This is a genomic window from Azospirillum soli (genome assembly GCF_017876165.1).
In the GTDB taxonomy this organism is placed as follows: Bacteria; Pseudomonadota; Alphaproteobacteria; order Azospirillales; family Azospirillaceae; genus Azospirillum; species Azospirillum soli.
Genome location: NZ_JAGINQ010000034.1, coordinates 1 through 18,561, shown reverse-complemented (window position 1 = coordinate 18,561; position 18,561 = coordinate 1). Strand labels below are relative to the sequence as shown.

Annotated in this window: 15 protein-coding genes; 7 read left to right on the top strand and 8 right to left on the bottom strand. The window is 67.3% G+C overall.

The features are described from left to right. Positions 1-239 precede the first annotated feature (239 nt). The 4 genes from J2852_RS28975 to phnY all read left to right on the top strand — a co-directional run bounded on the left by J2852_RS28975 (position 240) and on the right by phnY (position 4,943). A complete protein-coding gene (locus tag J2852_RS28975; protein ID WP_209882406.1) occupies positions 240-1,331 on the top strand; it encodes a methyltransferase domain-containing protein in 1,092 nt (363 codons plus the stop codon). An 89-nt stretch (positions 1,332-1,420) separates the two neighbouring features. Continuing rightward, positions 1,421-2,251 (top strand): transglutaminase domain-containing protein, encoded by an 831-nt coding sequence (locus J2852_RS28970; protein ID WP_209882405.1) that lies wholly within the window; start codon positions 1,421-1,423, stop codon positions 2,249-2,251. 38 nt (positions 2,252-2,289) lie between these two features. Then, positions 2,290-3,447, top strand: a complete 1,158-nt coding sequence (aepY, locus tag J2852_RS28965) for a phosphonopyruvate decarboxylase (protein WP_209882403.1) — start codon at positions 2,290-2,292, stop codon at positions 3,445-3,447. 83 nt (positions 3,448-3,530) lie between these two features. After that, complete coding sequence (phnY, locus tag J2852_RS28960; RefSeq protein ID WP_209882401.1) at positions 3,531-4,943, top strand: phosphonoacetaldehyde dehydrogenase; 1,413 nt, start codon at positions 3,531-3,533, stop codon at positions 4,941-4,943. Positions 4,944-4,997: 54 nt separating this feature from the next. Here phnY and J2852_RS28955 read toward each other — a convergent pair whose 3' ends face one another. The 8 genes from J2852_RS28955 to J2852_RS28920 all read right to left on the bottom strand — a co-directional run bounded on the left by J2852_RS28955 (position 4,998) and on the right by J2852_RS28920 (position 13,749). After that, positions 4,998-6,458, bottom strand: coding sequence for an alkaline phosphatase family protein (locus J2852_RS28955; RefSeq protein ID WP_209882399.1), 1,461 nt, complete (start codon positions 6,456-6,458; stop codon positions 4,998-5,000). A 21-nt stretch (positions 6,459-6,479) separates the two neighbouring features. Then, the gene (aroA, locus tag J2852_RS28950) at positions 6,480-7,787 is read right to left on the bottom strand and encodes a 3-phosphoshikimate 1-carboxyvinyltransferase (RefSeq protein WP_209882397.1); all 1,308 of its coding nucleotides are present in this window, start codon (positions 7,785-7,787) and stop codon (positions 6,480-6,482) included. A gap of 103 nt (positions 7,788-7,890) precedes the next feature. After that, positions 7,891-8,640, bottom strand: a complete 750-nt coding sequence (locus J2852_RS28945) for a phosphate ABC transporter ATP-binding protein (protein ID WP_343206846.1) — start codon at positions 8,638-8,640, stop codon at positions 7,891-7,893. 65 nt (positions 8,641-8,705) lie between these two features. Continuing rightward, positions 8,706-9,563 (bottom strand): phosphate ABC transporter permease PstA, encoded by an 858-nt coding sequence (gene pstA, locus J2852_RS28940; protein ID WP_209882394.1) that lies wholly within the window; start codon positions 9,561-9,563, stop codon positions 8,706-8,708. Beyond that, complete coding sequence (pstC, locus tag J2852_RS28935; RefSeq protein ID WP_209882392.1) at positions 9,556-10,437, bottom strand: phosphate ABC transporter permease subunit PstC; 882 nt, start codon at positions 10,435-10,437, stop codon at positions 9,556-9,558. Before pstC ends, pstA begins: the two co-directional genes overlap by 8 nt. Continuing rightward, entirely contained in the window at positions 10,418-11,257 is an 840-nt protein-coding gene (locus tag J2852_RS28930) for a phosphate ABC transporter substrate-binding protein (RefSeq protein WP_209882390.1), read from the bottom strand. Before J2852_RS28930 ends, pstC begins: the two co-directional genes overlap by 20 nt. 518 nt (positions 11,258-11,775) lie before the next feature. Then, on the bottom strand, positions 11,776-12,132 hold the full coding sequence (locus tag J2852_RS28925; protein WP_209882388.1) for an ArsR/SmtB family transcription factor: 357 nt from the start codon (positions 12,130-12,132) through the stop codon (positions 11,776-11,778). Between the two features lie 393 nt (positions 12,133-12,525). Further along, entirely contained in the window at positions 12,526-13,749 is a 1,224-nt protein-coding gene (locus J2852_RS28920; protein ID WP_209882385.1) for a GntT/GntP/DsdX family permease, read from the bottom strand. A 33-nt stretch (positions 13,750-13,782) separates the two neighbouring features. Here J2852_RS28920 and gcvA point away from each other — a divergent pair, with 33 nt between their 5' ends. The 3 genes from gcvA (at position 13,783) to J2852_RS28905 (ending at position 18,003) form a co-directional block, all read left to right on the top strand. Beyond that, complete coding sequence (gcvA, locus tag J2852_RS28915) at positions 13,783-14,781, top strand: transcriptional regulator GcvA (RefSeq protein ID WP_343206845.1); 999 nt, start codon at positions 13,783-13,785, stop codon at positions 14,779-14,781. Positions 14,782-14,986: 205 nt separating this feature from the next. Next, positions 14,987-15,517, top strand: a complete 531-nt coding sequence (locus tag J2852_RS28910) for an arsenate reductase (azurin) small subunit (protein WP_209882382.1) — start codon at positions 14,987-14,989, stop codon at positions 15,515-15,517. 17 nt (positions 15,518-15,534) lie between these two features. Then, positions 15,535-18,003 (top strand): arsenate reductase (azurin) large subunit, encoded by a 2,469-nt coding sequence (locus J2852_RS28905; protein WP_209882380.1) that lies wholly within the window; start codon positions 15,535-15,537, stop codon positions 18,001-18,003. Positions 18,004-18,561 lie beyond the last annotated feature (558 nt).

The following is an 18,561-nucleotide window of genomic DNA, read 5'->3' as shown; positions in this document are numbered from 1 at the left end:
GGCCAATGCATGACTTAAAATCATGCAACGACATTGTCAGACGAGTGTATGCAATGCTGTTGGCGAGAGTGGCACCGCGCAGCATGAATTTAGATCATGCATTGGCCCAGCATTTCGCATTTTGCCCATCCCCCCGTGCCGACTACCATCGGTTCGACACTTCTAGTTTTCTAGTTATGTGGACGGTGGCGCCGAAGGACGGCGGCATCCGGCCGTGTCGGGGAATAAGGAAACGCTCAATGGATACCGAAGCGCTTGTCCTGGAAAGCTACAGCAAGCGGATCAGCGATCCGCAAGTCACCCCCGGATACACGTCCTTGCAGATGTGCTCGGCGGAGGCCTACGACCGCGATCTGCTGAAGAACGTGCCGCCGGAAATCATCAACGCGGATTTCGGCTGCGGCAACCCGTCGAAGCACGCGCGGGCAGGCGACGTGGTGCTCGACCTGGGCAGCGGCAGCGGCAAGATCTGCTACATCCTGTCGCAGATCGTCGGGCCGGAGGGGCGGGTCATCGGCATTGACATGAACCGGGACATGCTGGCCCTGGCGCGCCGGCATCGGTCCGGCTTCGCGGCCAAGGTCGGCTTCGACAACCTGACCTTCCTGCTCGGCCGCATCCAGGACATGCGCACCGACCTGGAAGCGCTGGACGCGGCGCTGGCCCGAAATCCGGTCTCCGATCTCACCCGCTATCTGGAGGTGGAGCAGGAGGTCCGTCGGTCGGCCGCCGACCAGCCGCTGGTCGCCGACGATTCGGTCGATCTGATCGTGTCGAACTGCGTCATCAATCTGGTCCGGACGGACGAGAAGGCGCGCGTGTTCCACGAGATGTTCCGCGTGCTGCGCCCCGGCGGACGCATCGCGATTTCCGACATCGTCTCGAACATTGACCTGCCCGACGAGCTGAGGCGGGACCCCGAGCTGTGGGCGAGCTGCTACGGCGGCGTCTTCCCCGAACAGGACTTCTACGCGATCCTCGAACACGCCGGCTTCGCCGCGATCCGTGTCGAGGTGCGGCGCGATCTGCCGGAAAAAGCCATCGGCGACGTGCGCTTCCTCTCGGTGACCGTGACGGCGGTCAAGCCGCACGCCGCGCGCTCGTGCTGCGGCGCGCGCGGGGAGCACGAGGCCCTCTACCGGGGGCCCTGGAAGGAGGTCGTCGACGACCAGGGAAACCGCTATCCGCGCGGCGAGCTGATCAAGGTCGCCGATGCCGCGTGGAAGACCCTGGAGCACGAGGCCTTCCGCGCGGACGTCATCCGCATCGGGGAGGACGCGCCGGCCGCAGTGCCGGCCCAAGCCCCAACCTCCGGTTCCTGCTGCGCCTGACCCCACCCCGCATCACCAACCTTTCGGGGCCGGCGGCGGATCGCCACCTCCGGCCGGTCCCGCCCAGCCCACGCCGGAGCGGTAATCCCATGCCTTCCATTCGCCTCGACATCCCCGACCGCCCCCTGCCGACGATGCCGCTCGGCCTGCTGGTGCCGATCCCGCCGGACACGGCGCATCAGAGGCTTGCCGGCACGACGGCGCCGAACGTGCCGAGCCTGACGCGCCACCGCGCGCTCAACGCGGAACAGGACGCCTTCTTCCTGCCGGGGCTGGACGGCGCCGGCACGCGGTTCGAGTTCACGCTGGCCGATGGGACCGGCGAAAGCCCGCGTGCGCATTTCACGCCCATCGACAGCCGCTACTCCCGCCCGTCCGCCGAATTGAAGGACGCCATCGCGAAACTGATCAAGGATGTCCCCAACGACACGGCGGCGGTGGAAAGGATGGTCGCCTTCACGGCCTCCCTGTTCGACTACGATCACCCTCCCGTGCGGTTCTGCGACGGCAAGGACGAGGTTCCGCTGCTTGAGACGCTGACCAAGGGAAGCTGCACCGACATCAACACCTTCCTGCTCAGTTCGCTCTACGCCGCCGGAATTCCGGGCACCTACTACGCCGGCTACTTCTTCGAGGGCGGAAAGCCGAAGAGCACGAGCGGTTTTCATTGCTGGATCTCGACCTTCGCCGAGGGCGAGCATCTGGACTGGGACATCGCCCATCACATCAAGACCGGAACGCGGGAGGTGCAGCCCGCCCTCAACCCGACGCCCGGCGAGCGCGTGGCGCTGAGCTACGCGCGCGGTCTGCGCTTCGCCGTGGCGGATTTGGAGGTCGAGTTCACACACTTCGCCTTCCCGTACTGGATCTATCCCGATGGCCGGTACGAGCCGTCGGTCGCCGTCGCCACCCTCTCCTGACTCTCCGAACCCTGACTCTCCGAACGAGGACCCCTCCCATGATCCGTGCGGAAGACTTCATCGCGGCGGCGCGCGACGGCGGCATCGACTTCTACACCGGCGTGCCCTGTTCCTACCTCGCCCCGCTCATCAACCGGGTCATCAGCGATCCGGCCTGCCGGTATGTCGGCGCCACCAGCGAAGGGGAGGCCGTGGCGATTGCCGCCGGGGCGTGGCTGGCCGGGCGGCTGCCGGCCGTCCTGTGCCAGAACTCCGGGCTCGGCAACACCGTCAACCCTTTGACCTCCCTGAACCACTCCTTCCGCATCCCCAGCCTTCTGGTCGTGACGTGGCGCGGTGAACCGGGCCACCCGGACGAACCGCAGCACACGGTGATGGGGGAGGTGACCCACGCCCTTCTCGACACGATCCGCATCCCGCATGCGGGGTTTCCCGAGCAGCCGGGGGAAATCGCCGACCGGCTGGCGACGGCGGGCAGCCTGATGCGCGACACGGGCTTGCCCTTCGCCCTGGTGATGCGCAAGGACGCCGTGGGGCCCGAGCCGCTCCACCCCCCGGCGGTGGCGCCCCCCGCGCCGGGGCGTCTTCAGGATCTGCGCGGGCACGGTCCCCGGCCGGCCCGTATCGACGTCCTGTCGAGCGCGCTCGGCCTGCTGCCGGAGGACGCCGCGGTCATCGCCACCACGGGCAAGTGCGGGCGCGAGCTGTTCACGCTCGCCGACCGTGAGCAGCACCTGTACGTCGTCGGCTCCATGGGCGGCGCGTCGGCCATCGGCCTGGGCGTCGCCATGCAGGTGGCCCACCCGGTGGTGGTCCTCGACGGCGACGGTGCCGCGTTGATGAAGCTGGGCAATCTGGCGACCATCGGCGCCCAGGCGCCGGAAAAGCTGGTCCACGTAATCCTGGACAACGGCGTCCACGATTCGACCGGCGGCCAGGAGACGGTCTCCGCGACCGTCGACTTCGCCGCCGTCGCGGTGGCCTGCGGCTATCGAAACGCGGTCCGGTGCGACGATCTGCCCGGCTTCGAGCGCGCCTTCGCGGAAGCCCTGCGCACGCCCGGACCGCACCTCCTGCACGTCCGCATCCGTCCGGGATCGCTGGAAAAGCTCGGCCGTCCGACGGTCGGGCCGGTGGCCGTGGCAGAGCGGTTCAAGGCCTTCCTGGCCGCCCGGCGCGCAGCACTTCCGGCCTGAACGCCCCCATCCACCTCAGCCAGCGGACGATTCCCATGCCAACGCCACCGTCAGCGACCGACCAAAAACCCTTGGAAACCCCGATGTGGATCGCCGGCGAGGCGCAGTTCGCCGCCTCAATGCTCGACGTGCACGATCCCTACAGCGGCCGGCTGGTCGGGCGGGTGCCGGCGGCCGGGAAGGAGCAGGTCACCGAGGCGATCGAGCGGATGACGCGGCAAAGCCCCCCCAAGCTCAGCCGCCAGCAGCGTTCGGTGATCCTGCGCCGGATCGCCGACATCATCCGCCGCGAGACCGACAGCCTCGCCCGCCTGAACACCGCCGAATCCGGTCTCTGCCTGAAGGACACGCGGTACGAGGCCGCCCGCTCCATCGACGTGCTGAATCTGGCCGCCGACGCGACGAGCTTCGATGATTCCGCCGTGTTCCCCGGCTCCGTCGGCGCCAACGGCAAGCCCCGGCGCATCTTCACCCACCGCGAATCCATCGGGCTGGTGGCGGCGATCACGCCGTTCAACCACCCGCTGAACCAAGTGGTCCACAAGATCGCCCCGGCCATCGCGACCAACACGCCGATCATCGTCAAACCATCGGAAAAGACCCCGCTCACCGCTCTGCGCCTGGCCGAGATCTGCTACGAGGCGGGGCTGCCGCCGGAGTTGCTGTCGGTCGTGACCGGCAACCCGATCGAGATCGCCGAAGTGTTCACCAGCCATCCGGCGGTCGCGCTGCTCAGCTTCACCGGCAGTCCGACCGTCGGCAAGCGTCTGATCCAGCAGGCCGGCTACCGCCGCGTCGTCGTCGAACTGGGCGGCAACGACCCGCTGATCGTGATGGAGGACGCGGACGTGGAGGCGGCGGCCGAACTGGCCGCCAACGGGGCCTACGGCAATTCCGGCCAGCGCTGCACGGCGGTCAAGCGCATCCTCGTTCAGCGCGGCATCGCCGACGCCTTCGTGGCGGCCCTGGAGCGCCGGACGCAACGCTTCGTCGCGGCCGATCCGGCCGACGAGCGAACCGACATCGGAACCGTCATCGACGAGCCGGCCGCCGTCCAGATTGCACGGCGCATCGCCGATGCCATCGGCGCCGGAGCACGGCTCGTCGCGGGGCACCGGCGCGACGGCGCCCTCCTGCAGCCGACGATCCTGGACCATGTTCCGACCGGCTGCGAGCTGGTCGCCGAGGAAACCTTCGGCCCCGTGGCCCCGGTCATCCGCTTCGACGGCATCGATGAGGCGGTATCCATCAGCAACGGCACCCGCTACGGCCTGTCCTCGGCCATCTGCACCAACCGGATCGACTGGATTTCCCGCTTCGTGTCCGACCTGCGGGTCGGCAGCGTGAACGTCTGGGAAGTTCCCGGCTACCGCTCGGAAGCGTCGCCCTTCGGCGGCGTCAAGGACTCCGGCCTCGGCTGCAAGGAGGGCGTGGTCGAGGCCATGCGGCTCTACACCACGGTCAAGACGCTGTCCCTGCCTTGGCCGCATCCGTGATGAAGGAGCGGCGGAACCGGGCGGGCACCGTGCCACCCGGTTCCGCTGGTTCCGTCAGGCCGCGGGCTCCAGCAGGCTCGCTTCCATATAATCGGGCTTCGGCAGGCCCAGCACGCTCAGCAGGCTGGGAGCGACGTTGGCGAGCGAGCCCGCCCGGCTCGTCCAGGCGAACGCCCGTCCCGGTGCCGGAACCACGGTGAAGGGCACCGGCCGGTCGGTGTGGGAGCCGAACGGCCGACCGGCTTCGTCGAGCACGCGGTCGGCGTTGCCGTGGTCGGAGGTGATCAGCACCGTCCACCCTTCGTCGCGGCAAATCCCGAGCAGCGCCTCCAGCTTGGCATCGACGCACCGCGCCGCCCGCACCGCCGTGTCGTAGCGGCCGAGATGGCCGACCTGATCCAGGTTGGCGATGTTGACGATGGCCACGCGGTTGGCCGGAGTCCGGACAACCGCCTCGACCGCCTGGACGACCAGATCGATCGACATCTCCGGATGGTCAGCGATCTCGGCGTCTGGGATGGACGCGATGCGGACGGCACACCCCTCCAGATCGGTGTTGAGCCCGTTCATGAAGCGGGTGACGTGCGGGAACTTGCACGCCTCGGCGATGCGCGTCGACGGCAGCTTCGCCCGGATCAGCTCGAAGCCGAGCCCGTGCGACAGCGGCCGCGTCGGGAAGAAGACGTGCGAGACCGGCACCGCCGAACCAAGCTCGACGAGGGAGTGGACGGGATGCCGTTCGGCCAGGACACCGGCCACCTGCGCCACCCGGTCGGCCCGATGCTGCGTCAGCAGAACCGGCTCACCCGCCTCCGCCAGACGCCCGCCCGGCACCAGATGGCCGGGAAAGGAGCTTTCGGAGGCACTCGACAGGTGCGCCGTCAGCGCCGCGCCGGTGAACTCCGGCAGCACCGCTCCGTCTTGGAGGGCGTCGGCGAACACGCGGGAGATGGCGAGGTCGCCGCTGCGGTCGCAGAACCAGCGGCGACCGATGATCAGGCCCAGCCGGGCGCCGGGAAGCTCGGCGAGTTGCGCGCGCAGTTCGTCGAGCAGCGCCGGCGCCGTTCCGGCCTGCGAGTCCACCCCGTCGAGAACGGGGTGGACGACGATCTCGGGGATGCCGTGCCGGGCGGCCAGCGACGCCGTCTGGATCAGCGAGCGCAGGTGGCCGTGCACCCCGGCGTCCGACAACAGGCCCACGACATGGACGCGCGGCTGGCCGGACAAGCCGGCCCAGACATCGCTGCCGGCCCAGGTCCCGTCGTGGAAGGCGGCGTCGATGCGCGATAGGGTGGAGGGCATGACACAGCCAGCACCGATGGTCAGATGGCCAATTTCGGAGTTGCCGACCTGACCGGCGTCGAGCCCGACGGACGGGCCGGACGCGCCCAGCACGGCGTGCCCGTGTTCGGCCATCGCGCGGAACAGGGTCGGCATGGTCTCGGGCGTGACGGCGTTGCCGGGATGGGGCTCGGCGAGCCCCATCCCATCAAGAATGAGTAAAAGCGCTTTCATGGGAGGTTCCGGTGAACTGGGCTAGGCGGTGAGGGCGGGCGCCAGGGCGTGGTGCCGGCGGAAGCGTTCGAACTCGTTCCAGAATTCCGGGAACGACTTGGCGACGCATTTCGGGTTGCTGATCTCGATGCCCGGATGGAGCAGGCCGGGAAGCGCGAAGGCCATGGCCACGCGGTGATCGTCGTAGGTCTCGATCCGCGCCGGCTTGATCGCGCCGCCGGGCAGCACGGTGATGAAGTCCGGCCCTTCCTCCGCATCGACGCCGAGGCGGCGCAACTCGGCCACCGACGCGTGGATGCGGTCGCATTCCTTGACGCGCAGGTTTGCGATGCTGTGGATGTTGGTGCGCCCTTGCGCCAGCCCGGCCACCGCGGCCAGCGTCAGCACGGTGTCCGGCATGTGGTCCATGTCCACCTCGACGCCCTTCAGGGCGGCCCCCTCCAATTCGATGGCGTTGGCCCCGAAGGTGACGGACGCCCCCATGTCGGCGAGAATCCGGGCGAAGCCGACGTCGCCCTGGGCGGAATCGCGGCCGATGTTGGGGATGACGACGCGCGAGCGCGTCAGCGCGGCGGCGGCCAGGAAGTAGGACATGCCCGACGCGTCGGCCTCGATGTCGATACGGTCCTGCTGCGGGCGGCCGGGCTCGACGACGAAGCTCTGCCCGCCGGTGGCGCGGGCGGCGATGCCGCTGGCGTTCAGCATCTGGAGGGTCATCTCGACGTAGGGGCGGGAGACGAGCTTGTTCTCCACGGTGACGGTGACCGGCTCGCCGTCCTGCCGGGCGGCCAGGAGCAGCAGCGAACTCGTGAACTGGGAGGAGGTGGAGCCGTCGATGGTCCAGTGCCGGCCGCTGGCCGTGGAACGGTGAACGCGGATCGGCAGGTGGTCGGGGCCGCGCAGGCATTCGTAGCGCACGCCGATCCGGTCAAAAGTCCGCAGCAGGTCGCCCATGGGCCGCTCCGACAGGCGGGGATTGCCGGTGATCACCGTCGCTCCCTCGACCAGCGAGGCGAAGGCGAGCAGGAAGCGCGCGGGCGTGCCGGCACCGCCGACGTAGAGATCCTGCGCCGGTGCCGTCAGCACCTCCTGCGACCGGGTCACGCGGTAGCCGTCCGCCGTCTTTTCGACCGACAGGCCGCCGAACTGGTCGAGGCAGTTGGCGAGGTGATCGGTGTCCTCGCAGTGCAGGGCCCGGCGGATGTGCGTGACGCCCATCCGTTGCGCAGCGATAATCAGCGCGCGGTTGGTGAGGGATTTCGAACCGGGGATGTTGGCGACGAACGGCTCCGGGTTGGCGCCGTCCAGGGGGCGGATCACGTAGACCATGGTCTTTCTCCAGACAAGGTTCGGGGGTTCGGCGGCGCCAGAGGGACGCCGCCGCTCATATCTTCGGTGTGGGGGAGGGCGGCCGGACGCTCCGCTTAGCCGGTCAGCAGATGCGCCCGGAGATGTAGAGCTTGGTCAGCTCGTCCTGCGGCGCCTCGAACACGCGCTGCGCCGGGCCGGTTTCGACCAGATAGCCGAAGCCGTCGCGGCACCAGAACAGGGCCACCTCGTCGCCGACGCGCTTGGCCTGGTTCAGGTTGTGCGTCACCATCACGATGGTCAGGCGCTGGCGCAGGCTGTGGATCAGGTCCTCGATCACCCCAGTGGCAATGGGGTCGAGAGCGCTGCACGGCTCGTCCATCAGCAGCGCCTCCGGCTCCAGCACCAGGGCGCGGGCGATGCACAGCCGCTGCTGCTGGCCGCCGGACAGATGCAGCGCCGAGGCGTTCAGGCGGTCCTTCACCTCGCTCCACAGACCGACCGCGACCAGACTGGACTCGATCCGCCGCCCGATCTCCGCCGCGTCGCGCACGCCGTGCGCCTTCAGGGGCAGTTCGAGGTTGCGGCGGATCGACATGGGAAACGGGTTCGGCTTCTGGAAGATGTAGCCGATCCGCCGCCGCAGGGCGATATCGTCCACGGACGGAGAGCGGATGTCCTGGGAGCCGATCATGATCCGCCCCTCGACGCAGCACCCTTCCATCGAGTCGGACAGGCGGTTGAGGCAGCAGAGGAACGTGCTCTTGCCGCAGCCGGACGGCCCGATGATCGCCGTGACCTTGCCCTTGGGCAGGCCGATCGATACCGACGACAGCACCGTCTTGCGCCCGTAATGGACCCCCAGGTCGGACACGCGCCACAGGAGGTCCCGCGCCTGCCCGTCGATCCGGGCGGGCCGGCAGGGCGGCTCCGGGAACTCTAGATTTGGGCCGAGATGCCCATGACGCGTTTCAGCAAGCTGTGTATACATAACATGCCCCCATTGATCAGCATCAGCAGCAGCAGGAGGACGATGGACGCCCGGTAGGCCGCGGCGTCTCCGCCGGGCACGTTTAAGGAAAGGTCGAAGATGTGGACCGACAGCGCGCGGCCGGAGTCGAGGACCGAGGATGGCATCCGGTCCACGTAGCCGCTGGTGAAGATCAGCGCCGCCGTCTCCGCCACGGCCCGCCCAACCCCGAGCAGGACGCCGACCAGGACGCCGGGCGCGGCCACCGGCAGCAGGACCGTGACGATGGCGCGCGTCCGGGTGAGGCCGAGCGCCGCCGCGCCCATGCGGTAGGCGTTGGGAACGCCGCGAAGGCTTTGCTCGATGGTGCGGATCAGCACCGGCAGGATCATGCAGGCCAAGGTCAGCCCTCCGGAGAGGATGGAGAACCGCAGTCCCAGCAGCGAGCAGAAGAAGGCGCTGCCGAACAGGCCGAACACGATGGACGGGACGCCGGCCAGCACGTCGAGGCTGAGCCGGACGATGCGGGCGCCCGTGCTTCGGCGCGGCACGAACTCGGCCAGCAGCAGGGCGGCGCCGAGCGCGAGCGGGATGGCCACGGCGAGGCAGACGGACACGATCAGGAGCGTCGACACCAGAATCGGCCCGATGCCGCCCTGCCGGCCAGCCCGCCGGGGTGCTTCCACCAAATAGGACCAGGAGAGCTGGTCCAGCCCGTGGAGGAGCACGCCGCCGACGATCCACACGAAGATCGCGGTGATCGTCAGGGGTGCCGCCCACACCAGCAGAAGGTGCCCGTCGAAGCGGAAGCGCGAGCGTTCAATCATGGATCGGCTCCGGCCCCAGCCATTCGGCGATGCACAGCACGACCAGGATGACGAGGGTGAGGAACAGGCCGCTGACGAACAGCGACGAGCGGTGCAGCCCCTCCGCGTACGGGATTTCCAGGGCGATGTTGGCGGCCAGCGTGCGGACCGGCGCGAACAGGCTTTCCGGAACCTGCACGATGTTGCCGCCGACCATCATGACCGCCATGGTCTCGCCGAGCGCCCGCCCGATCCCCAGCACAACGCTGGCGATCAGCCCCGACCGCGCGGCCGGGAAGGCGATGCGCACGACCGTTAGCCATTTCGGCAGGCCGAGCGCCTCGGCGCCCAGGATCAGGGAGCGCGGCACGCTCTGCAGGCTGGCGATGGCGACGAGACCGATCGTCGGCACAATCATGAGGCCGAGGACGAGGGTCGCCGACAGGACGCTGAAGCCGGGTGCCTTGATTGCCGCGACGATCGGCACCAGCGTCGTCAGCCCCCACAGGCCGAGGATGACCGACGGGATGCCGGCGAGAAGCTCCATCACCCCCCGGTAAAGGCCGGCGAGCCGGGGCGGGGCGTAGAAGCAGCAGAAGATCGCGGACAGGAAACCGAAGAGGGTGCCGAGGGCCACGGCGCCGCCGGCCACCAGGAAGGTCCCGGCGATCATCGGCGCCAAGTTGTACCGCTGGTTCGTCGGATGCCAGCTGGGGTCGTTCAGGAAGCGCGGCAGTTCGACGCCGCGCAGGGCCGGCAAGGCTTCGGTGGCGACGACGGCGACGACCACGGCGATGATGGAGCTGGCCAGCCCGGCCACCCCCCACAACGTGCGGCGAAGCCGCACGTCGATGACGCCGTGCCGGCGCGGGGAATCAATGACCGACTGGAACATAGTAGAGATCCTTCACCAGATCGGTGACCTGATCCGATTGGGCGTAGGCAATGAATTCCTTCACGACGCCTTCGGGCTGCTTCCGGACGACGAGGTTCAATTCGCGTACGAGCGGGAACCGCTTCTGCTTGACGGCGTCGATGGTCGCCTCGACGCCGTCCATCGGCAGCGGCTTGATGGGCACGCCGAGGCCGGCTTCGGTGACCGCCGAGCCGATCGAGACGTAGCCGATGGCGAGCGGATTGCCGGCGATGACCTTGATGGCTTCCTGGTTGTCGCCGACCACGACGGCGGCCTTCACGTCGGACGACTTGATGTCGAAGTGGGTGAGAAACAGTTCCAGGGTCGAGCGCCCCTCGGCCTTGTTTTCGACCACGATGGTGCCGCGTCCCGGCCCGATTTCCGACCAATCGCGGACCTTGCCCGTGAAGATGTCGATGATCTGCTGGCGTGTGAGCGTTTTGACCGGGTTGCTCTTGTGCAGGATGAAGGCGACGCCGTCGTAGGCGAGCGTGAACGCCGTCAGATCCCGCTCGCTGTCGGTCAGCGGGCGCGAGACCATGCCGATGTCGGCCAGACCGGCGCGCGCGTCCCGCACGCCACGAGAGGAGCCCCCCGTCTGCACGTCGATGCGCAGGTTGGGGTGGGTTTCCTCGAACCGCTTGCCGATCTCCGCCATCAGGGGGGCAACCGTGCTCGACCCGGTCAGCACGATGGTTTCGGCCGCATGGGCCGAAGCCGCGACGGAGAGAAGCGCCATCACGGACAGCGCCAGGAAGCTTCGGCCTTTTCGAAAGGGGAAGGATATCGCTCGGATCATGCGTTCAATCCTGCGCAAAATTGTCGGGTGCGGTACGGTATTTCGTTGCGCCGGCAACCTTTGTGCGGCGCAATAATACGATATTTCTAGGCAACTGGTTATTTTATGGCGGCGGGCATTATCGACTGTCAATTCGGAAATAAACGGCCTTCATATGAATGTATTCAAAAATCACATGATACAATTCAGTAATTTTCAAAATAATGGTGGGGCATATGCGGAATGATTGGCGGCGATGAATTTGCGGATTTCGCCGTTATCCTTTGCGCATCAACGGCAAAGGAGCGCCGATGGCGCGGCGTGCCGAGAAGAAAGGAGCAGGGGGAGTGAACATTAAAGTCGCCGGAACCGCGACGTTCCGCCGCATCGCCCATGATTTCGGGGGCTTTGCGGTTCGTAGCGATCGCGCGCGGATAGCAATCCACCCGGGCGATGCCCGCACAAGCGGGCCGCGCCTGAAGCCATGGAAACGGGAAAAATGTGATGTCGAATCCAGCGCCGAATCCGGGAGGCGCTGCTTACGACTGCGCCTTCCGGCGCGGCCGGGCGCTGCACGCGGGGGCCGCTCCGCCCCCGGTTCCGACCGCATCGACGCCGGCGCAGCACTCCGCCATCAGCGCCTGGATGATGTCATCGATCAGCGGCAGGTTGACCTTGCATCGGACCATCCGTCCGTCGCGTTCCTGCTGGATCAGCGAGGACGTCACCAGAAAAAGAATATGGTGCGACAAGGTGGACGCCGGGATCGCCAGATGGCCCTGCAACTCGCCCACGGTCATGCCGTCCGGCCCAGCCTTGATGAGCAAACGCACGATTGCCAAGCGCGTGGGATTGCCCAGTTTTTCAAGGCAACCGGCGAGTTCTTCCAGCTTCATGTCAGGCCTGCCGCTTCATAAGCCGAGCTTCCGGCGGTTCTGAAGGAGAGTTTACTGCCAAGGCAGTCCAAATATTTCAAGAAAATTTTGTTAAATTTTCCAAGACAAAACTTTTGCAAGACAAAACGGTTCCGGACTTTCTGATTTTCGTCGAACGGGACATCATCGTTTCGGCTTTCGCTTTGTGCGAATGCTTTGCGCGAAGGCCATGAGATGGCGGCAAAGGCCTCAAGCGTCAATGCAACGCTTTGAACTCGCGGATACACTGGCCCGGCTTCGAAACGCGAATTGCCGCCACCCCGCCGATGCCAACGCAACGGAGGGGTGGCGGCCTTTCCGGCTGCCGCAGGCCTGCGCGGGGACGCCAGCGGAGCGCGGCGTGCCGGTCTGAAATCAGATGATACCCACGGCCTGCATGACGCACACGGTGAGCAGCGCGGCGATTCCCTGCAAGGCCGATCCCACGGTGAGAACGCGCATCGCCGAGGCCTCGTCCTGGCCGGCGAAGACGTCCTGGCGGACCTGCCAGTACAGGCTGTCGTTCGGGGTGATCGACACGAAGGCACCGGCGCACATCGCCAGGGTGGCGGCTTCCGGCGACACCTGAAGCGACGGCAGCAAGGCGGCGACGATACCGCTCGTCCCGGCGAAGGTGGCCATCGACGATCCCTTCATCACCTTGAAGGTCGCGGTGAAGACGAACAGGGCCGGCAGGACGAGGCCGGTCGAGACGAGGGCGTTGGCGTAGCGGTCCACCGGCACGGTTTCGACCAGCATGGCGCCCAGGGCGCTCGCCGCGCCGATGGTCAGCAGCAGCGGCGCGGTCCGCCGCATGCCGCTCTCCAGCGCCTGGGCACGGTCGGCGCGTGAAAGCGGGAACAGCGAGACCACGGCGGCAACCAGCAGCGCGCCCTTGGGGCTCACCAGGAAGGCGGCCAGCGGCGGCAGCGTCGTGTAGCGCTGCAGGGTGAGACCGAGCGCCAGCAGCCCGATGATGATGCCGATCGGCACCATGACGTGGCTGCTCAGCCCGCCCGGACCTGAAGGCGCATCCTCCGCCCCCGCCTTTTCAAAACGGTGCGCGTAGGCCAACCCGGTCGCCCAGGCCACGAAGAACACCGGGACCGCCGCCACGGCCAGATGCACGTCGAAGCCGCCCAAGCCCGTCGCCACGATGGCCGGCCCGGCTGGAACCAGCAGCTTGAATCCCGCGTAGGCGCCGAACAGCATCGAGATCTTGTGCGCGCCGGCCACCGGTGAGAGCGCGGCGTAGGCGGTGTCCGGGCAGGCCATGCTCGCCCCGGCCAGAGGGGCCAGCAGCACGACGCCCCGCCCCGATCCCGGCTTTGCCCCCGAACGCGACAGGGACGAGGCGAGCACGAAGGCGGGGATCAGGATCAACGCGTATTCGGCCAAGGCCGCGCCGAAACCGGCGTCGAGCGCGTGCAGCAGGGGCTTGCCGCTGAGTCCGCCGGCGATGCCGAGCGCCAGCGCCGACAGCAGCATCACCAGCGGCAGCGGAACGGACAGCAACGCGCCGTTGGTGACGGGAGTGGCGGCGGGGGTGGCGGCGGGCTGCCGCGCGCCCCTTTGACATTCGACGGCGACTTCGCTCATGGACCGGCCCTCACTGCAGGACTAAGATGGTCCATGAGCATAGGTGCTCGTGGATTGGCGGCAAAACAACTAAAGGCGACGCTCTCTATGACTCAAACTCATCCAAGAACCGGCCAGCCGTCGTTATCCGCGGTGCGCGCGTTCGAGGCGGCGGCGCGGTTGGGCAACTTTACCGAGGCGGCCGAGGAGTTGCGGCTGACCCAGAGCGCCGTCAGCCGGCACGTTCGGACGCTGGAGGACTGGTTCGCCGTCCCCCTGTTCACCCGGCGCGGGCGGTACGTGGATTTGACGGCGGCGGGGCGCGACTATTTCACCCGCGTGGCCGAGGGGCTGAACTGCATCCGCGCCGCCAACGACGCCATGCTGTCGCGCGGCCGGCGCGAGGACCAGGTGACCTTCTCCCTGCTGCCGTCGGTGGCCGCGCTGTGGCTGGCGCCGAGCCTGGCGGACTTCACCGGGCGTCACCCGGAAATCGACCTGCGCATACACGCCAGCCGGGCACTGGCCGACCTGCGGCGCGACGGGATCGATGTCGCCATGCGCTACGGGCGTGGCGGCTGGCCCGGTGTGCACACCGAACTGCTCGCCCACGAGATGCTGACCCCGGTCTGCACCCCCGATTTCGCCGAACGCCACGGCATCACTGCCGATCCGGCCTCGCTGATCGGCGTGAACCTGCTGATGGACGACATCCCCAGCGGTTGGGCGAACTGGATGAAGGCGGCCGGGCTGGACGCGGCCCGGATGAAGCTCGGCCCCCGCTTCGACGAGGGGACGAGCCTCTACCGCGCGGCGACCGCCGGGGTTGGGGTTGCGCTCGGCCGTTCCCTGCTGGTGGAACACGATCTGGCGGAAGGCCGGCTGGTGGCGCCGATCCCGGTCAGCGTTGCCTCGACCTGTTCCTATTGGCTCGTCCGCGCCGAAGGGCAGGTCCCGAACCGGGCGACCACCGTTCTGGCCAACTGGCTGCGCGATTGCCTGCGGAGCGCCTCGAACCGCGCGGGCCTTGCCTTGGCGCCGGCGACCGCCTGACGGCGGCAATGTCGGGGAGCCGAGGGGCCGGGGTGCCAGTTCGGAAATCCGAACGTTTTTGGTGGCGGGCCAGTTCAGGTTGTTTGGAAATCCGAACATCCGGGGCCGGCGCGCGGCGGGCCGTGGCCCGAAAAGCCGGGATTCCCATCGACTGGCCTTGAAATTGCCTTGGTGGCAGCCGCTTGCAACCAAGGGAGGATACCCCATGGCGGGATGTCAGAAGCTCGTCGAATTGGGCCGCCGCCAGTTTTTGCGCGGTGGCGCGGTCGCTGCCGCCGGTGCCGCGGCGGCCAGCGTGGTTCCAACTGGTCCGGCCGACGCGTCGGTCCCGGCCGCCCGCGTCTCCTACCCAGCCAACCGACTTGCCAACATCAAGGACCTGAAGGTCAATGAGCCGGTGCAGATCGCCTATCCGGACGCCGGTTCGCCCGGCGTGCTGATCAAGCTCGGCACGCGGGTCGAAGGGGGTGCCGGCCCGGATGGCGACGTCGTCGCCTACTCCACGCTGTGTCCGCACAAGGGCTATCCGCTGGCCTACGACGCCACGGACAAGACGCTGAACTGCCCCGGCCATTTCTCGCGTTTCGACACCGAGAAGGAGGGCCAGCAGGTCTGGGGGCACGCCACGCAGAATTTGGCGATGTTCCGCCTCGCCGTGGACGGCAAGGGCGAGATCAGCGCCGTCGGTATCGACGAACTGATCTACGGCCGCACGCGCAACGTGCTTCAGGGCTGACGGGGAGGACAGGACCCATGACCTACAAGAGCGGTACCGATCAGCTCCCCATCCCGCCCAGGGATGCCAGGGTGCAGAACGTCACCTGCGACTTCTGCATCGTCGGCTGCGGCTACAAGGCGATCTCGTGGCCCATCGACCGCGAAGGCGGCGTGAGGCCGGACCAGAACGCGTTCGGCGAAGACCTGACCCAGCAGCAGGGCGCCGAGAGCCCGGCCTGGTACAACACGGCCATGTACAACGTCGTCCAGCAGGACGGAAAGCTCGTCCACCTCGTCATCAAGCCGGACAAGGACTGCGAGGTGAACGCCGGCCTGAACTCCGTGCGCGGCGGGCGCATGGGCGAGACACGCTTCTCGGGCCAGCGCGGCACCATGACGGCGCGCCTCGCACAGCCGATGGTGTGGCGCTACTCGCAGATGATGCCGACCTCCTGGGACGACAGCCTGTCGCTGGTCGCCGACGTCACGCGGCGCGTCATCAAGGAGATGGGCGAGGACGGCGTCATCGTCTCCGCCTTCGACCACGGTGGTGCCGCCGGCGGCTACGAGAACACCTGGGGCACCGGCAAGCTCTACTTCGACGCGCTGAAGATCAAGAACATCCGCATCCACAACCGGCCGGCCTACAACTCCGAGGTTCACGCCAGCCGCGACATGGGCGTGGGTGAGCTGAACAACAGCTACGAGGACGCGGAGCTGGCCGACACCATCTTCGTCGTCGGCGCCAACCCGCTGGAGAACCAGACCAACTATTTCCTGGCCCACTGGGTGCCCAACCTGCGCGGCGAGACGCTGGACAAGAAAAAGCGGCTTTTGGCCTCCGAACCGCACGCCGCCGCCAAGGTCATCATCGTCGATCCGCGCCGCACCGTGTCGGTGAACGCCTGCGAAGTAGCCGCCGGCAAGGACAACGTCCTGCACCTCGCCATCAACCCCGGCACCGATCTGGTGCTGCTGAACGCCCTGCTGACCGAGATCGTGGCCAAGGGCTGGCACGCCAAGGACTTCATCGCCGGGCACACCAGCGGCTTCGACGACGCCGTGAAGGCCAACACGGTCTCCGTCGAGGAGGCGGCCGCCATCACTGGCCTGAAGCCCGAGGACATCCGCAAGGCGGCGCGGTGGATCGCCGAGCCAAAGGCTCCCGGCAAGCCGCGCCGCACGATGCTGGCCTACGAGAAGGGCCTGATCTGGGGCAATGACAACTACCGCACCAACGCGGCGATGGTGAACCTGGCGCTGGCCACTTGGAACATCGGGCGCGAGGGCACGGGCTGCGTGCGTCTCGGTGGGCACCAAGAGGGCTACGTGCGCCCGTCCGACGCCCACGTCGGACGGCCGGCGGCCTATGTCGATCAGCTTCTGATCGGCGGGCAGGGCGGCGTCCACCACATCTGGGCGACCGATCACTTCAAATCCACGCTCAACGCCGAGGAGTTCCGCCGCGTCTACCGCCGCCGCACCAACATGGTGAAGGAGGCGATGGACAGCGTGCCCTACGGCGACCGCGAGGCCCAGTTGGAGCAGATCGTCGGGGCGATCAAGCGCGGCGGCCTGTTCAGCGTGGTGGTGGACATCCTGCCGACGCAGATGGGCGAGGCGGCGCATGTCTGGCTGCCGGCGGCCACGGCGGGCGAGATGAACCTGACCTCGATGAACGGCGAGCGACGGCTGCGGCTGACCGAGCGCTACATGGACCCGCCGGGCGTGGCGCTGCCCGACGCCCTGATCGCCGCCCGGCTGGCCAACGCGCTGGAGGACTCGTTCCGGCGAGCGGGCAACGAAGCCTATGCCGGCAAATTCAAGGGCAAGTTCGACTGGAAGACCGAAGAAGATGCCTTCATGGACGGCTACAACCAGCACGCCGAGGGCGGCCGGTTCGTGACCTACGAGCGCCTGCGCTCCATGGGCACGAACGGCGTGCAGGAGCCGGTGGCCGGCTTCGAGAACGGCAAGCTGGTCGGCACCAAGCGGCTTTACGCCGACGGCAGGTTCAAGACCGACGACGGGCGCGCCAAGTTCATGAAGGCGGAGTGGCGCGGCCTCCAGGTCGGCGGCCGTGAGCAACAGAAGGAGAAGTACGCGTTCCTGATCAACAACGGGCGCAACAACCTGATCTGGCAGAACGCCTTCTACGACGTGCACTCGCCCTTCGTCCGCGAGCGCAATCCGGTTGCGCCGATTGAGATGAATCCCGGCGACATGGAGAAGCTGGGGCTTAAAGCCGGTGACCTTGTCGAAGTCTATAATGACGTCGGCTCGACCCAGGCGATGGTCTATCCGACTCCGACAGCGAAGCCCGGGCAGGCCTTCATGCTGTTCATCGCGCCGACCGGCCAGGTCGGCAACGTCATCAGCAAGGGAACCAACGAGTTGATGATCCCGAACTACAAGAACGTCTGGGCCAACATCCGGCGGATCGGCCACGTGCCTGGCGCGGAAGGCATGAGCTTCAAGAGCATCGAGTATCCGAAGACCGTTTGATCAAATTCGAGAACTGGGGAGGGGCGCTTCGGCGCCTCTTTCCAGCCGTCAGCCGACGCGCCCTGCGCCGGAGCAAAGCGGCCGGCGCAGGTTCATCCAATGAGCTTTTGAGTAGCGGTCGCTGTGGTGAATGAGGCCGGAGTGAGGGCGAACGTGGTCGCAATCGCTGCGCCACGAGGACGGCGCGGGCATGTGCGGATCACTCAATGAAAGGGAGTGGGAAGTTCTCGTTGTACCAGCGGGGATATCCTAGGTCGCGAATCCAGCTCGTTCATGCCGCTCGTATCGGACGCATCCTTCCAGAGGAGTCATTTTTGCTCATATCGCCACTGGCGGCAGCGTCAAGTCTCGGTGGTTGCGCGCCCCCGCAACCAAATCAGCCAGCAATCCCGAAGGGATGCTGGCTTTTTGCTGTCCGCCGTATCGGGGGCTGCAGTTCGTGTTCGCAAGGTCGCTGTATCAAAGTAAGCGGTGTTCTGGTCCCACCTTCCGGCGCGGTCGCTGTGGGGTGAGTCTCCCGGATCGGATGATCGGGAGAACGGTTTGTGTCTACGCTCG